The organism is Thermodesulfobium sp. 4217-1 (assembly GCF_039822205.1).
Classification (GTDB): Bacteria; Thermodesulfobiota; Thermodesulfobiia; order Thermodesulfobiales; family Thermodesulfobiaceae; genus Thermodesulfobium.
On sequence record NZ_JBAGBW010000020.1, the window covers coordinates 17416 to 32892 of the forward strand.

General features: G+C 33.2%; 14 protein-coding genes, 1 pseudogene and 1 riboswitch. Of the genes and pseudogenes, 6 read left to right on the forward strand and 9 right to left on the reverse strand.

The genetic code is table 11. From position 1 onward, the window contains the following. Nucleotides 1–4: 4 nt before the first annotated feature. Nucleotides 5–2518, reverse strand: a complete 2514-nt coding sequence (leuS, locus tag V4762_RS07825) for a leucine--tRNA ligase (protein WP_347315229.1) — start codon at nt 2516–2518, stop codon at nt 5–7. Between the two features lie 196 nt (nt 2519–2714). Between leuS and V4762_RS07830 the strand changes: the two genes are divergently transcribed. Then, on the forward strand, nt 2715–3176 hold the full coding sequence (locus tag V4762_RS07830; protein WP_347315230.1) for a universal stress protein: 462 nt from the start codon (nt 2715–2717) through the stop codon (nt 3174–3176). A gap of 106 nt (nt 3177–3282) precedes the next feature. Here the strand turns inward: V4762_RS07830 and V4762_RS07835 are convergent, their stop codons facing one another. Continuing rightward, on the reverse strand, nt 3283–3954 hold the full coding sequence (locus V4762_RS07835; protein ID WP_347315242.1) for a M48 family metallopeptidase: 672 nt from the start codon (nt 3952–3954) through the stop codon (nt 3283–3285). A 73-nt stretch (nt 3955–4027) separates the two neighbouring features. Beyond that, nucleotides 4028–6721, reverse strand: a complete 2694-nt coding sequence (locus V4762_RS07840) for a sensor domain-containing phosphodiesterase (protein ID WP_347315231.1) — start codon at nt 6719–6721, stop codon at nt 4028–4030. A gap of 534 nt (nt 6722–7255) precedes the next feature. Beyond that, a riboswitch (molybdenum cofactor riboswitch) is annotated at nt 7256–7374 on the forward strand. A 215-nt stretch (nt 7375–7589) separates the two neighbouring features. Here V4762_RS07840 and V4762_RS07845 point away from each other — a divergent pair. From V4762_RS07845 to V4762_RS07860, 4 genes are all read left to right on the forward strand, one after another. Beyond that, the gene (locus tag V4762_RS07845; RefSeq protein WP_347315232.1) at nt 7590–9230 is read left to right on the forward strand and encodes an NADP-dependent glyceraldehyde-3-phosphate dehydrogenase; all 1641 of its coding nucleotides are present in this window, start codon (nt 7590–7592) and stop codon (nt 9228–9230) included. 353 nt (nt 9231–9583) lie between these two features. Next, nucleotides 9584–9739, forward strand: coding sequence for a hypothetical protein (locus V4762_RS07850; RefSeq protein WP_347315233.1), 156 nt, complete (start codon nt 9584–9586; stop codon nt 9737–9739). Between the two features lies 1 nt (nt 9740). Then, on the forward strand, nt 9741–10322 hold the full coding sequence (locus tag V4762_RS07855) for a cytochrome b N-terminal domain-containing protein (protein WP_347315234.1): 582 nt from the start codon (nt 9741–9743) through the stop codon (nt 10320–10322). A 21-nt stretch (nt 10323–10343) separates the two neighbouring features. Then, on the forward strand, nt 10344–11291 hold the full coding sequence (locus V4762_RS07860; protein ID WP_347315235.1) for a hypothetical protein: 948 nt from the start codon (nt 10344–10346) through the stop codon (nt 11289–11291). Between the two features lie 135 nt (nt 11292–11426). On the opposite strand, the pseudogene V4762_RS07865 reads toward V4762_RS07860, so the two are convergent. The 5 genes and pseudogenes from V4762_RS07865 to V4762_RS07880 all read right to left on the reverse strand — a co-directional run. Next, a pseudogene (locus V4762_RS07865) lies at nt 11427–11762 on the reverse strand (MerR family transcriptional regulator); the annotation flags it as partial. Nucleotides 11763–12026: 264 nt separating this feature from the next. Further along, entirely contained in the window at nt 12027–12161 is a 135-nt protein-coding gene (locus V4762_RS10070; protein ID WP_458646950.1) for a MerR family DNA-binding transcriptional regulator, read from the reverse strand. Between the two features lie 164 nt (nt 12162–12325). Beyond that, a complete protein-coding gene (locus V4762_RS07870; protein WP_347315236.1) occupies nt 12326–13309 on the reverse strand; it encodes an aldo/keto reductase in 984 nt (327 codons plus the stop codon). Between the two features lie 123 nt (nt 13310–13432). After that, complete coding sequence (locus V4762_RS07875; protein WP_347315237.1) at nt 13433–13897, reverse strand: GNAT family N-acetyltransferase; 465 nt, start codon at nt 13895–13897, stop codon at nt 13433–13435. After that, nucleotides 13891–14400 carry a cupin domain-containing protein gene (locus V4762_RS07880; RefSeq protein ID WP_347315238.1) on the reverse strand — a complete coding sequence of 170 codons (510 nt, stop codon included), beginning with the start codon at nt 14398–14400 and terminating at the stop codon, nt 13891–13893. The genes V4762_RS07875 and V4762_RS07880 overlap by 7 nt, the downstream gene beginning before the upstream one ends. Before the next feature lie 125 nt (nt 14401–14525). Here V4762_RS07880 and V4762_RS07885 point away from each other — a divergent pair, with 125 nt between their 5' ends. Next, complete coding sequence (locus tag V4762_RS07885; protein ID WP_347315239.1) at nt 14526–14990, forward strand: hypothetical protein; 465 nt, start codon at nt 14526–14528, stop codon at nt 14988–14990. A gap of 55 nt (nt 14991–15045) precedes the next feature. On the opposite strand, the gene V4762_RS07890 is transcribed toward V4762_RS07885, so the two are convergent. After that, complete coding sequence (locus tag V4762_RS07890; protein WP_347315240.1) at nt 15046–15351, reverse strand: hypothetical protein; 306 nt, start codon at nt 15349–15351, stop codon at nt 15046–15048. Between the last annotated feature and the right edge of the window lie 126 nt (nt 15352–15477).

Sequence of the window (15477 nt, forward strand, 5' to 3'; positions counted from 1 at the left end):
ATATCTATTTGACCACTATATTGAAAATCTTGTTCTTTACATAAATTTTCTTCAAGATATCCTTGCCCTCGATAAACTTTTTCACTCTGAGACTCGACATTACCATATCTTCTATAACGTCTTCGGTTTGATCTTTTTCTACCATAATCTTGTCTCTAAGTTTTCCATTGATCTGTATTGCAATCACGCATATATCGTCTTCAAGATAATTTGTATCTACTTCTGGCCAATTCTGTGAACTTATCAGGTCTTTATTTCCCATTTCAGACCATATTTCTTCGCACATATGTGGAGCAAATACAGAAAGAATTATGGTGAATGTCTCAAATATCTTTTTAACAAGCTCGGGTCTTATTTTTTTGTTCCTTAGAGAAAAAGAAAATTCATTCGTGAACTCCATCAGAGCAGCGATCGATGTATTAAAATGAAACTTGTCCTCAATGTCGTTTCCAGCCTTTAACAATGTCTTGTTTAATTTTTTGTAGATATCGACCTCATCTTTGTTCAAATCATCGAAAGTTAACTCTTTTGTGACCTTTATCAAATCAATATTATCGTGGAATAGTCTCCAAACCCTTGATAGAAAACGGTGAGCGCCCTCTACACCCTGGTCGCTCCATTCAAGATCCTTTTCTGGCGGAGCCGCGAAAAGAATAAATAATCTAGCTGTATCTGCGCCGTAAGTAGCAAGGATCTCTTCTGGGTCTACCACATTTCCCTTTGATTTAGACATCTTTTCGCCTTCTTTTAGGACCATACCCTGAGTTAAAAGGTTCGAAAAAGGCTCATCAATTTCCAAAAATCCTAAATCTCTTAAGACCTTCACGAAAAATCTTGAGTAAAGTAGATGAAGGACTGCATGCTCGACTCCACCAATATATTGATCTACGCTCATCCAGTACTTAGCTTTATCTTTAGAAAAGGGTTCGGTAACATTTTTTGGATCGCAAAACCTCAGATAGTACCATGAAGAGTCGACAAACGTGTCCATTGTGTCGGTCTCTCTCTTGGCATCCGATCCGCATATTGGACATTTTACATTTACGAACTCATCGATATTGGATAATGGAGATCCGCCTGTTCCAGTAAATTCGACATTTGTCGGCAGAATAACTGGCAAATCCTTCTCGCTCAAAGGCACAATTCCACATTTCTCACAATATACTATTGGGATAGGAGTGCCCCAATATCTTTGCCTTGATATGAGCCAGTCTCTTAGCCTTATCTGTTTGGCGAATTTTGCTATTTTTTCTTCTTGAAACATCTCTACAATCTTCTTTTTAGCATCTGAGCTCTTTAACCCAGAGATATGAGGCGAATTTACGACAATTCCCTCATCTTCATAAACACTGCTCTCATCGCAGGCGTCCTTATCTTCGGGCTTTATTACGTATTTAATAGGAAGATTTTTCTCCCTTGCAAAGTCAAAATCCCTTGCATCGTGAGCTGGAACTCCCATCACAGCTCCTGTACCGTAGCTCATAAGAACGTAATTTGAGGCAAAGACTTGAATATCTTCATTTGTAAGCGGATTCACAACTGTTATGCCAAGAGATACGCCTTTTTTATCATTTACACCAACTGTAAACCTATTTTGAATCTTTTCTTTTTCATAATCCTTTAAAAACTCTATCAATTCTTCATTATTTTTGCTGTCTAAGATATTTTTCACTATTGGGTGTTCGGCTGAAACCACCATAAAGGTTGCTCCGCCCAGAGTATCTGACCTTGTGGTAAATACCTCTATAAAATCGTCTTTATACCCATCTACTTTCTCAGAGAGCTTAAATTTTATCATTACTCCTTCTGATAAGCCTATCCAATTGCGCTGCATAACTTTTACTTTTTGAGGCCAGCCCCTCAAGATATCAAGGTCTTTTACAAGCTCCTCAGAGTAGTCTGTAATCTTGAAGAACCACTGTTCAAGCTCCTTTAATTCTACTTCGCTTTTACATCTCCAGCATCTTCCTTCTTCTGCCTGTTCATTTGCAAGAACAGTTTTACATTCGGGGCACCAGTTAACTTTTGATTTCTTCTTATATGCCAATCCCTTTTTGTAGAATTGAAGAAATAGCCATTGGTTCCACTTATAATAATCAGGAAAGCATGTAGCTACCTCTCTATCCCAATCATAACTAATTCCTAAAGAATTTAGCTGTCTCTTCATATTCTCAATATTTTTTACTGTCCACTCATAAGGATGAACGCCGTATTTAATAGCTGCATTTTCAGCAGGCATCCCAAAAGCGTCCCAGCCCATTGGATGAAGAACATTGTATGATTTCATCCTGTGATAGCGAGCTACAACATCACCAATGGTATAGTTTCTAACATGCCCCATATGAAGATTCCCCGATGGATAAGGGAACATTTCCAATATAAATATTTTTTTGTTTCCCTTTTCCTCTTCTGTTTTAAAGACCTTCTTTTCTTTCCATGTTGCCTGCCACTTCTTTTCGATTGTTTCAAAAGGATATAAGCCCAATAATATTGCCTCCCCAATTTTTAGTAATTTCATTTGAATTATTATAAACCCAAATTATAATTTTATAAATTTTAAATAAATTTAAATATAATAAATCATTTCAATTTAAACTCTTATTAATTCATAAAATATTGTTATAAAAAAAAGTTTTTAATAGTGCTATTATTAAATAAAAGCTTAATGTTGTAAGTGTATTTAGTACAAAATGAATTTACAAAAGGAGGGTAGAATGAAAATCTTGGTAGGAGTAAACGATTCTAAGGACTCCCAAGATGTTGCAAGATGGGCTATTAACTTTGCTAGCCAGGAAAAGGATTCTGAGGTCACTTTGGTATTTGCAGAGAAAAGGATGCCTTTTGTTTCATACGAAGATATTACTGACGATCAGCTAATGGCACTTGCTCAGGTAGACGGTGAAATGATTTTTGATAAGTGCTTGAATGGCTTCAACACAAAAGGAACTACAGTAAAAGAAAGAATTCTCATAGGCGATCCTTCTGCTGAAATTTTGAAAATTGCAAAAGAAGAAGGAGTTGATTTTATCGCTCTTGGAACCAGAGCCCTTTCACCAGTGTGCCAAATGTTTATGTGCTCAGTTTCAGAAAGAGTTATAAAAAAGTCTCCAATACCTGTAATAATTAACAGGTTCCCATCAGAAACTGTAAAAGACTTACACACCATCAAGGCTTAAGGGGGTTATAAAGTTTAAAGTTATGCAATTTATTGATAGCGTCGTCCCTTTTTTACCCATAGGTCATACATACCCAGCTATCTAAAAAATAAGCTGGGTATGTAATTTAGACTATCAGTTCATGACCAAATTCTTTTAACCATTTTCTCTTCTCTTTATAGTTTGGGACAAGCCCTTCAACCTTACTCCAAAATTCCTTTGAATGGTTTTTAATTATTATGTGTATGATTTCATGCACTACTACATAATCAATAATATCTATAGGAGCCATAATAAGCCTCCAAGAAAGACTTAGAGTATTTTTATAGGAACAAGACCCCCAATTCGTCTTTGCGCTGGAAATTCTTAACTTGTTAAATTTTAGTCCTGTTAAATGCGAGTAAAATGTAGCTCTTTCAGAAAATATTTCACGAGCACGATTCTTGTACCAATTTGTCAATATGCTTTTAGCTTGTGGTAGATGATTTTTTGCAATATAAAACCCATTATTAAATATTATAGGTTTAGCTTGAAAGTCGGCTACTTTTAATTTAAATAAATTTCCCAAATAAAAAAATTCTTCTCCATCACAAAATTTCTTCTCTAAAACTTTTGAATTTCTTTCGATTAATTCAGATTTTTTTCTCTCAATCCATTCAGCGTATTTCTCAACAACTTTATCTATGTCCACATCAGTTACATAATATGGAGCCTTTACGACAAGCTTTGCGCCCTCTATTATCTGAAGAGAGATTGTTCTCCTTTTTGAACGTAATATTTTGTCTATTTTAATAGAAATCTACCCCTATAAGCATAAAGTGAAATACTGCATTTTACACAAACTTGCTACAAAAAAATGTATATCAATTCGATTATGTCTCTCGCTTCATTTTACGATATTCTTTGATTATAGCTCTCTCTAAAACCTTTTCAATTTCTTTTATTCTGTCCCATTTGTTCTCACTTGGATTATTGTTCATGTCGTTTACAGCAAGATAGTATTCTTCATAATATTTAAATATCAGGCTGTCATCTGATACGTACATATTTTTCATATCAATATAAAGCTGGCTATTTTTAAAATCAGTAAAACACAAAATATCCTCAATGTGTGAACCAAAATATATTGACCTCTCCAAAATGCCATGCTGAACCAGCTGCCTGGAATAAATGCCCAAAAGGCTTTTTAGGGATCTAAATCTAAAATATCCTGTATTTAAGAAATCTTTTAGCATATCCTTTGGCATTGGTCTTGCTATTGCATAGCCCTGAAGCAGCGGAACTCCCATAGAAGTTAGGGCATCAAATATGTCTGGAGTCTCTACCCCCTCTACCACAAAATATATGCCCTTCGCTCTTGCCAGACCGAAGATAGATTCTACAAAGTGAAGGTCTTGAGGATTCTTTTCTAACCCACGAATAAAGCCTTGATCCAATTTTATCTTGTCAACAGAAAGATTTTTTATTCTCAACAGTGACGAATATGCACTGCCTACATCGTCAAGCGCAAGCTGAACCCCAATATCCTTTAACTTCATAAGATATTCTATTGCCTTTTCGATCTGAGTGAACTCAGTTCTTTCAAGTATTTCGAAAAATATCTTTGAAGGCTCTACCTTGCTTTTTTCTATAATATTCTTAACAATTTCTACGAAATTTTCTGACACAAAACCAGGCTCTATGTTTACAGAAACAACTAAGGAATGTCCATCTTCATCCAATTCCTCAACATCCCTTAGAGCAATTGTTAATACCTGACGAGTTAATTCCAATAAATCTTCATTTGTAAATTTTGATAAAAATTTATCTGGCGTAAGTATGGCTCCACCATCATCAAGCAGCCTTGCAAGGGCTTCTATCCCAACAATGCTTGAAGTTTGATTGTCAAAAATCGGCTGATAGTAGACCATTACTCTACCCTGACTTAATAACATCTGACAATGATTTTGTTTTTTCGATACCGCCTCGCCGTATATAGTCCAAAAGTTAGCCCTGTCCTGTTTGTGTTTCTTGCTATCATAGAGAGCTTGCAGGGCATAGCGAATCATTTCACTTTGATTCTCAACTTTCACATAAGGATAGATACACACACCCATACTAAGACCTACTATGTTTATTTCTAAATTATCTTTTAAAATAATTGGCTCAAGAATACTCTTTTCTATCTTTTTAAATATTACAGAAAGCTTATTTTTATCCTGACAGTTTTCAAAAATTATTGCAAATTCATCTCCCACGAGGCTAAGCCTACAAATAAAATCAGTCTTTCTGAGAGATTCCTGCAATCTTTTGGCTACGATTTTTAGCACTTCATTCCCTACTGCATAGCTAAATTTTTCATTAATCATTCTAAAACAATCAAGGTTTATTACAGCAAGAGCCATTAGCCAATCATTTCTTTTTGCCCTTAAAAATGCTTTATTTAGCTCACGCTCAAGCATGGCTCTATTTGGAAGTCCCGTCAGAGGATCGAAACTCTCTTGATATCTTAACTCTTCACTTAGTTTATCTCTTTCTGTAACGTCTATAACAGTCCAAATTACATATTTATTATTGTCCTGAACTTTAGTTAACACTCCAGATAAATCTACATAAAGACTTGTTTTATCGCAGCGGACAAAATGAACGTTTTTCAATACGTCATTTTTGCCTTGAAAAATTGTAGCTTCAGTAAAATTCCCAACTTTGTTGTAAGTCTCATCGTTAGGATAAAAATCTCTAATCTTTAACCCAAGCATTTCCTTTTCATCCTTGAAGCCCATCATAATAGCAAAGGTCCTGTTTGCGTCAAGGATATCCCTATCAGGATATCTAAGCATCACTATCCCGACACCAGCATTGTTTAACAAAGCCTCTCTTAGCTGAGCAGATTCTTTTTCTTTGTTAAAAAGATCTATATGGTCTAATCCGAAACCAATATCATATGAAATCTTTTCAAGGATTTCTTTAAGAAGTTCATTGTCAAAGAAACCTTCATTTGAATGATAAAAGGATATTACCCCCCAAATATCTTTATTTCTAAAAATGGGAAATGTGGCCCCAGATGCTATATCATATTCTTTTGCTTTTTCTTTCCATGGATTCTCTAAGGGATCTTTTACAAATGACGTATAGTAAGGTCTTTTCTCTCTATAAGTCTTGCCAACCATACCCTGACCTTCAGGAATATCTGAACAAACGGATATTTTAATATCATCTAAAATCTGTGTAACGCCTGCTACACCGATAAATTCTATGTTTTCATTTAAATTCGCTTTGCCAATAAAAACAAGTTTTATGTCAGTATGTATTGATATTAGTTCACAAATTGTTTTGAGAAAAAGATTTTCATCTTTTGTTTGAGAAGCAATCTGATTTATCTGGGTTAACGATACATTTAACTCGACTAAATTTGTTAAGAACTCCTTACCATTTTTAAATTTATTTTTTGGAAGGTTATTGCTAATGGTGCCTTCAGTAGCCTGAAGAAAGAAATGTAAATCAGGAGTTTTTTCAATATAAATTTCTTTTGAATTTATATACTTTTTAGATTTAAAATTTTTTGAACTATTTTTATCATGCTTCATAATTATTCACCACACTAGAGGTGATTATATACAAAAAAAGAGTAGAAAAAGTTCTTTTCAAATAGGAAAATAAAATCTTTTCTATTTTTATCTTGTGTAAATTTGTGTGTGTGTGGGGGGGGGGGGGGCTAAAGAACTTATAAAATATAAATGAATTTGAAGTAAATAAAATCTTAAAGAGTTTAAAAAAATAAAAAAATAATTTACAACTTACGCTACAAAAAACAAAGTTACTTTTTAAAAAGTTAAAAAACATGGGACAAATGCTTTACAACAACAATAAAATAGGTTTATCCCCTCGTCAAATTACATCATCTCCATATTCTTAAATTAAAAACCAAAATTAAAGAAAATATAATATTATCATGCTATGCAAACCTAGTTATTTAATAACACAATAAAAATTGTATCATAAAGTATAAAATATTGTGAATAGCAATTTGCTGCTTTGCAATTTAAATATTAACATATAAATAAATTAGTAAAAACTAAATTTATTACAATTGATTTCTATAAAAAACTAAATTATACTATAAGGTATTGTTTCTCCGAGTTTGCATATCTAAAGCTTAAGTGCTATGAGTGCAAACCAATACGGTAGCTTTGGAAACGAAACTGCCCCCCTTTTGGAAAGGAGGAAAATATATGAGGTTTGTTTATTCAGATTATTGTGCTTATTGTGCTTATTTTCTTGCCTCCCTCATCATCTTGTTCTTTCCTTAGAAATATTTTTATTTTTTTGATTTTAAAAATTTAAAACATTGGTTCATTTATTTAAGAATTGAATATAGCTTTATCAAATACTCCTAAGGTTGGAGATATCTAAATGGTGCCCCAAATTTAAAATCTGAAATAATTGGAGGTTGATGTGAATCAAAATAAAGATGATATTAACTTTAACTTCAAATTCCCCATTATAAATAAAATCCCAGCTAAATTTGTTCTGAAAGATCGCATTGATCAAACAGAATATCTTTGTAATGGAGAATTACAATCTTGGACAAAAGACAAAATAACCGTTCTTTCTCCCATTTTTTGTTGTAAAAATGAAGATTCAATACCTGAACAGATAATACTTGGAAGCTATCCATCATTAGATGAAGAAGAAGCACTAAAAATTCTTGATAGCTCAATAAATGCATATAATAACGGAAATGGGGCCTGGCCTTCAATGAAGGTTGAAGACAGAATAAAATGTGTTGAAAAATTTGTATATTTAATGCAAGACAATAAAGATGAAATCGTAAATCTTTTAATGTGGGAGATTGCAAAATCACATATAGATTCAGAAAAAGAATTCGACAGAACTGTTAAATATATAATTGATACCATTGATGCGCTAAAAACTCTTGATAGAAACTCATCAAAATTTTTAATAGAAGAATCAATAATTGCACAAATAAGAAGGTCTCCACTTGGTATAGTGCTCTGTATGGGCCCATTCAACTATCCTCTGAATGAAGCTTTTACAACCCTTATACCAGCTCTAATCATGGGAAATGTGGTTATTTTTAAACCACCAAAACATGGCATTCTTTTATATAGACCTTTGCTAAAAGCATTTAAAGAAGCCTTTCCACCTGGCGTTATAAATACTCTTTATGGAAGAGGAAGGACAGTTGCATCGGCTTTGATGGCAACAGGGAAGATAAATTGTCTCGCCTTTATCGGCACAAGTAAAGCTGCCGACTCGCTCCAAAAAACACATCCAATGCCTCACAGGCTAAGAATGATACTTGGACTTGAAGCAAAGAATCCTGCAATTGTTTTGTCTCACGCAGACATTACCCTCGCCGTAAAAGAATGCTTGCTCGGAGCACTTTCTTTTAATGGACAAAGATGCACAGCGCTTAAAATACTATTTGTTCATTCTGAAATTGTAAATGTTTTTCTCAAAAAATTATCCGATGAGATTGAAAAATTAAAAATTAATTCTCCATTTGAAGATGATGTATTTATAACCCAAATGCCCGCAGAAGATAGGGTAAAATATTTTTTAGAGCTAATTGAAGATGCAAAAATGCTTGGAGCAAAAGTGATAAATAAATTTGGCGGTTCATACAATAAAACCTACTTTTATCCAACAATTTTATATCCAGTTAATAAAAAAGCCAGAATTTATCACGAAGAACAATTTGGACCGATTATTCCAGTTGTTCCATTCTCAGACATTGATGAACCATTAAAATATATAACTGAATCTAATTATGGTCAGCAAGCAAGCATTTTTGGGTCTGATCCTGATGCAATAGCTAAAATTATAGATGCACTTGTAAATCAGGTATGTAGGGTAAATTTAAATTCTCAATGCCAAAGAGGTCCAGATATATTTCCTTTTACTGGTAGAAAAGACTCTGCGGTCGGCACACTTTCAGTGTCTGATGCCTTAAGATCATTTTCTATCAGAACACTTGTAGCCGCAAAATCTTCAGACCTAAATAAAAATTTGATAACAAAAATAGTCAATGAAAATAAATCACAATTTTTATCAAGGGATTTCATATTGTAAAGTTATAGTAGAAGAACTAAACGTTGTACTCAAAAATTGATTATAAAACACTCATAGTTTCAAGGGTAACTATATCTCTTAAATTATGCGTACATTATTAAAAGCAAAACTAATTTGTATTTGTTTTTTATTTTTATATTATAAAATGCAATTTTCTGCTTTCGATAATTGAATTTTAAATTTAATTACATATAATATTCAAATAAAAATTGTTCAAACAATGACAGAATTTAAAATAGATAAACATTTATATTGTTAAACGATTTCTAAAATTAAAGATAAGGATTTGTGATAATATTAGTTTAGGTTATTCCGAATATTTATAAACATTTATTTCGGATGGAGGGAAAAATATGATACCAGCTCAAGGTTTGCCCCCTGTTCCTCATTTTGCTTTTGGAATATTCAACCTTGCAACACCTGACATCATTGCATGGATGATTGTTCTAATTGTTTTTGTCATATCAATTTGGCTTAGATTGCCAAAGTTTTTTGAAGGGGATGAGTAAAATGAATATTACAAGAAAAACAAAAAACTTTTTTAAGGAAAATCTAACTTCAGATGACATTTTTCCTACAACTATGCCAACTTATGTTAATTCTTTTGCTTACATATTTGGCGTTATATCTCTTTCCTCTTTTGCTTTTATTGTAATTACAGGAATAATATTGGTTTCATTTGGTCCAGCATGGTATCACTTTTCAAAAATCGGCGCTTTTGTTAACTCTCTTCATTTTTGGGGGGTCCAAATTTTTTTTGGAGGACTTATTCTTCATCTATTATCAAAATTCTCAATGGCAGCATATAGAGATGGACGAGGCAAAACATGGCTTTTCGGAATGTTGGCCTTTGGATTAACAACCTTTGAAGGTTTTACTGGATATCTCTCACAAACAAATTGGGATTCTCAATGGATTGCTGTACAGTCAAAAGATTTGCTTAATGCTATGGGAATTGGTGGATTTTTCGATCCAATGAACACGGCACAAATTTTAGGTTTTCACATTTTAGTTGTGCCTATCGTATTAATTGTGTTAATTATAATCCATCTTTTTCTCGTAAGAAGTGAAGGTCCTGTAAAACCTTTATAAATTTATGTGGGGTGAGAAAATATGAGCTTAAAATCTGATAAATATTTAAAGAATGTTCCATTAAAATCTTATGATCTTATAAAAGAGGGCTTGGTTGTATTCGTATCCATAGCCATAATAATATTTGCTCTTGCCTTAGCATTTGGTTCTCCAGACTATCCTCCAGTTACCGCAAAACAAATTGCAAAATATGAATCTATTTCCTATCTGAAAACATTTATCAATATTCTTGACGACAAAAGCCCAATTGGCGACTATGGCCCGCCATACGATAGCGATACTTCTCAGTCTCAGAATTTTTTTGGTATTAAGCCTTCAGCTATTTTAGGTGTAACTACTCCGATTAATTCAATAAATGATTATATAATAAATCCTCTTGAAAAGGTTGCTGTTTTTGACAATAATTTAAAATCTGCTCTTGAAGCATATAAAAATGCTACCAATGAACAAAAATTGAAATGGGTAAAATCTTATGATAAGGCGCTTGAAAATGCAAAAATTGAACACAACAATGTAATAATTCCTAATGGTGACTACGGTCCTATAAAAACAATGATGAACAGTTTATTTAAGTTGGGTTTGTCTGGCTTACTCGAAGGATCAATTGTCTCTTCAAATTCTCCTTATGACTTTTATAATATGAATTTTACGAAACCATTGCTGCTTTTTCAGGGAAAAGTTTATCACAGTGTTGCAAGGCCATTGGATATGCTTGGAGAAGATTGGGGTATATCTAATGAAACAGGAAATTATCCTGGCGCTTGGTGGCTTTGGCCATATACACTCGCATACCAGCTACCGCCCATGTCAACATCTCCTAATGGAGATTTACAGGTTGGAATATTGATGATAACGTTTTTCTTAATACTTTTATTCTTGCCATTCTTGCCATTTCTCAATAAAATCCCAAAATTTTTAAAAATTTATAGAATAATCTGGAGAGATTGGTATAAAAATCAAAAAAATTAAACTTACAAAATTAAATAATTAGTAAATTCATTATTATTTTCACAATAATTTATCCTATCTTTTAAAATCATTTAAGGCTTGAAAACTGTTTTGTACATTTATATATACTTTATTAAATGTAAGATTTCATATTGATTATTTTATATATAAACTATCTCTTCTCAAAGATTTTTCCTTTTCAACTACTATCTTTTCGTAAACTGAAATCTTATAATCAAGTCTTTCTAGGGTCTTTTTCGTATTTTCCATCTTTTCAATTAGATATTTACGCTGTTCAATAAAAAGATTTTTTCTCGCTTCGATAGTGTCATCTCTTTGCAAAAATAGCCTTGCATAGTCTATCAAGACTTCAATAGACAATCCTGCATTACGCATACATTTTATAAATTCAATCCAGTTGCAGTTTTCTTCTGTATAATTCCTAATTTTACTCTTGTTGCGACCGACATGAGGTATGAGTCCAATACGTTCTTGACATACTCCCCACGGCTAAAGCCGGGAGATTCTGGTATCAACGAAACTGCCTACTAAGCAAATTTTCTTGCTGTGCAGGTCTTACAATTTCTCCTCCAAGAGTCGATGCCCCAACTCATAGTACATTCTACGCCTTGAATATTTTACACAGCAGAGGCATGGAAGATTTTACTCTATCTCATTTTCCTGCTGTAACCTCATATATTCAGTTATCAATGTACTAATTGCTGATATATGTGGTAAAATAGATTTTGATGGATGTCAAGTGCAACATTTACCTAACGGCAAGCGTCTTATATCCCCATAGTTGAAACAAGGGGTTTTACGACGCTTTTGATAATAGCGAAGAGTATCCTTCGAAATATCAAATTTCTCGCTTACTTCAGAAATTGTCATATAATTTCTCCTCTAAATTTTAATAAGACTAAAAAATATTTAGGAGTAAGAATCAATCCATACTCCTAAATATAATAATATATTTTACTTTAAATTTCAGCATTCATTATATTCTGATGACTAATATGACATTGCTATCTTTAAAATCAATCGTTTAAAATCTACTATTGGTTGGTAGTTTTTTCCAGTTCCTCTGGATAGCGACTCCCAGCAATTTTAATTTTGGAACTTGCAAGGTTTAACTCATTTATTTCGTCTGAACTAAATTCAATATTAACAGATCCAAGATTTTCAGTCAGTCGCTCTAATTTCCTGGTGCCAGGAATAGGCACGATCCACGGTTTTTGTGATAGTAACCATGTAAGCGCAATCTGCGCCGACGTTGCACTCTTTCTTTCTGCGAATTTTTTAATTAAATCAATTAAAGCTTGATTTGCGTCTAAGTTTTCTGGGGTAAAACGAGGGAGTCTGCTTCGAAAGTCTGAGCTATCAAAAGTAGAATTCTTATCAAATTTTCCAGCTAAAAATCCTCTGCCCAATGGGCTAAATGGGACAAAACCAATTCCCAAATCATCAAGAACGCTTAGCAATTCATCTTCAGGGCGTCTCCACCACATTGAATATTCGCTTTGGATTGCAGCAAGTGGGTGGACAGAGTGTGCACGTCGAATGGTACTTATACCAGCCTCAGAGAGTCCCCAATACTTTACCTTTCCCTCTCGAACCAAATCTTTTATCTTCCCAGCCACATCTTCAATTGGCACATTTGGATCTACGCGATGTTGATACAAAAGATCTATAGTATCAGTTTTCAATCTTTTCAAAGATCCTTCTACGGCCACATGTATATGTTCGGGACGGCTATCAAAGCCAGACTGCTTTCCATCCTGAATGTTGAATCCAAATTTGGTAGCAATAACTACCCTATCTCTAAATGGTTTAAGCGCTTCGCCTACAAGTTCCTCATTTGTAAATGGACCGTATATTTCGGCAGTGTCGAAAAAGGTTACGCCCAGATCAATTGCTGAATGGATTAATGAAATCATTTCTTGTTTATCTGCTGCTGGCCCATAACCATGGCTCATTCCCATACAACCTAAACCAATAGCTGAAACCTCAAGTTCAGATCCCAATTTACGTTTTTTCATTTTAAAGCCTCCTAAATCTGTAATTTGAAATGAAGACAATTTTATTTACAAACTTTACTTAGGTTAACTTTAACACTTAGAGTTAACTCAATGTCAATGGAGAAAGTTTAAGTCTCAAGATTGTTACAATTTTAGCTCCATAAATATTGCGCCCTTTATTGGGTTATATCTGTATGGCTCAATTTCATAAAAACCTAAGGCTCTATATAATTTGATAGCAGCCCTCATATCAGACACGCTATCAAGCCTCATAAAAGAATAGCCAATTTCTTTCGCTATGGATATGATCCTTATAGACAGCTCCTTGCCTATACCCTCTCCCCTGTAATCTGGTCTTACATAAAGTCTCTTCATCTCGCAAAATATATCATCAATCTTTCTCAATGCCACACAGCCGCCATATTCTTCATCAAGTTTTGCAAGTAATATTGCCCCATTTGGCTCACAATACTCACCTGGCAAATTAGCAATCTCATCTCTAAAATTCTGAAAATCTAAATCAAAATTCAAAGAAGCAGCATATTCTTTAAATAAATCTCTTACACTTCCGAGGTCTTCAGGAAATATTGGCTTGATAATATCTAACATCTTGTTAATCTATCAACCAAGTTTTTGTGATCTGGAAACTCATTTAGCAACTTATCACGCTCTCCCATCTCAAAGTCTTCAAAGTCAAATCCAGGTGAAACGCTGCAGCCAACCAATGAATAACTACTTTTATCATCAATATCAGCACCAAACCAATGCCCAGCCTTTACTATTTGCTGAAAAGACTGATTTCTACCAATATCTGGACCTAAAAATCTTTTTTCCAGAGATCCTGTTGGAGAAAATATATACAAGGTTAAAGAACTGCCAAAATAGAAATGCCACACTTCATCAGACTTTAGTCTGTGCAATGCTGAAAATTGATCGTGGTCTAATAAAAAATATATTAATGTAAATAGAGGTCTGTTAATATTTATGCCATTTACAAATGAGCCATCCAACATTAGTTCTGATTTGTAAGTTTGACGATAATAGCCGCCTTCAGGATGTGGCTTCAAATTTAAATGTTCAATCCAATATCTTGCGTTATATCTCTTTTCCATCTCATCCGCCACCTTAAATCTATCACTTTTAATTTTAAAACTTAAAATTAAATAAATACTAAGCTTGTGATACATTTTATCAGAAAAAATATATAATTATTGTTAACAAATTTGTAAAGGGGGAAATGATGCTATTTAGATTTGTAATAATATTGTTTTTATTTTTTATTTCGATTGATTTTTGCCAATGTTCTAAAGCTTATGCTCTTACATTTGTAAATTATTATACCGATTCGTACAACGATACTTTCTCGTATACAAAGGAGGGCATCGAAGTTATTCCTGATGGGAAAATGAAGATTTCTGTTGTAGAAGAATATTCATATAATGGAAAACTAAATTTAATCAAATTGAGATCTAAATATGGCCTTTCGCTGGCTGGATATGACAATCTTTCATTTACAATATTTGTTTTTGAGTTAGATATGGACAATTACAAGTACACGCTTCTTGGTTATGGTGATTTTGATTCAAGTGGCAATATTATATTTTCCTATGTTTACAAAGATAAAAAGTGGTATTTTGCAGAAAAAGACTCTCCTGCCAGAAGTTTAATCGAATCGATAAAGAGTTTTTACAAAAGCACTTGATAAAGAAAAACGGCAGAAAAGAATCTGCCGTTTTAAGTTTAGATAATGTTAAAAATTAGTGATTATTTGCATAATCAATGCCATCTCTAACTTCATGGATGGCTCTATCTGTATATTCTATAGCCTTAACCCTATGACCATTGAAGTCATGAGCTGCATTGTTAAGATGTTCTCTTGCTTTTATCAAAAGATTTAAAGCTGCTTCCATTTCAGGATGATTCCCCCAAGCTACCTGTTGATAGTATCCGGGCACAATTGGTTGAGCTTGAGCAGAGCTTTGGTTAGAAACCATATTAAACGAAGCAGTGGATGCAAACATTAGTATGCCGCCTACGAGTAAACCAAATAAAAAATTTTTCATAACTACCTCCCTGTTTTTAATTTAGATCATATTTTTATATTATTTTACTATTATTAGAATTTGATTAGTTTTATAGAAAGTTTAAAAGTGAATATAATAATTCTAAATAGTTAAATCAATATTTAA

Coding starts and splice junctions, on each gene's coding strand:
- V4762_RS07830 (WP_347315230.1), top strand. CDS start 2,715: ATGAAAATCTTGGTAGGAGTAAACGATTCTAAGGACTCCCAAGATGTT.
- V4762_RS07855 (WP_347315234.1), top strand. CDS start 9,741: ATGAATATTACAAGAAAAACAAAAAACTTTTTTAAGGAAAATCTAACT.
- leuS (WP_347315229.1), bottom strand. CDS start 2,518: ATGAAATTACTAAAAATTGGGGAGGCAATATTATTGGGCTTATATCCT.
- V4762_RS07890 (WP_347315240.1), bottom strand. CDS start 15,351: ATGAAAAATTTTTTATTTGGTTTACTCGTAGGCGGCATACTAATGTTT.
- V4762_RS10070 (WP_458646950.1), bottom strand. CDS start 12,161: ATGACAATTTCTGAAGTAAGCGAGAAATTTGATATTTCGAAGGATACT.
- V4762_RS07860 (WP_347315235.1), top strand. CDS start 10,344: ATGAGCTTAAAATCTGATAAATATTTAAAGAATGTTCCATTAAAATCT.
- V4762_RS07885 (WP_347315239.1), top strand. CDS start 14,526: ATGATGCTATTTAGATTTGTAATAATATTGTTTTTATTTTTTATTTCG.
- V4762_RS07850 (WP_347315233.1), top strand. CDS start 9,584: ATGATACCAGCTCAAGGTTTGCCCCCTGTTCCTCATTTTGCTTTTGGA.
- V4762_RS07880 (WP_347315238.1), bottom strand. CDS start 14,400: ATGGAAAAGAGATATAACGCAAGATATTGGATTGAACATTTAAATTTG.
- V4762_RS07840 (WP_347315231.1), bottom strand. CDS start 6,721: ATGAAGCATGATAAAAATAGTTCAAAAAATTTTAAATCTAAAAAGTAT.
- V4762_RS07875 (WP_347315237.1), bottom strand. CDS start 13,897: ATGTTAGATATTATCAAGCCAATATTTCCTGAAGACCTCGGAAGTGTA.
- V4762_RS07870 (WP_347315236.1), bottom strand. CDS start 13,309: ATGAAAAAACGTAAATTGGGATCTGAACTTGAGGTTTCAGCTATTGGT.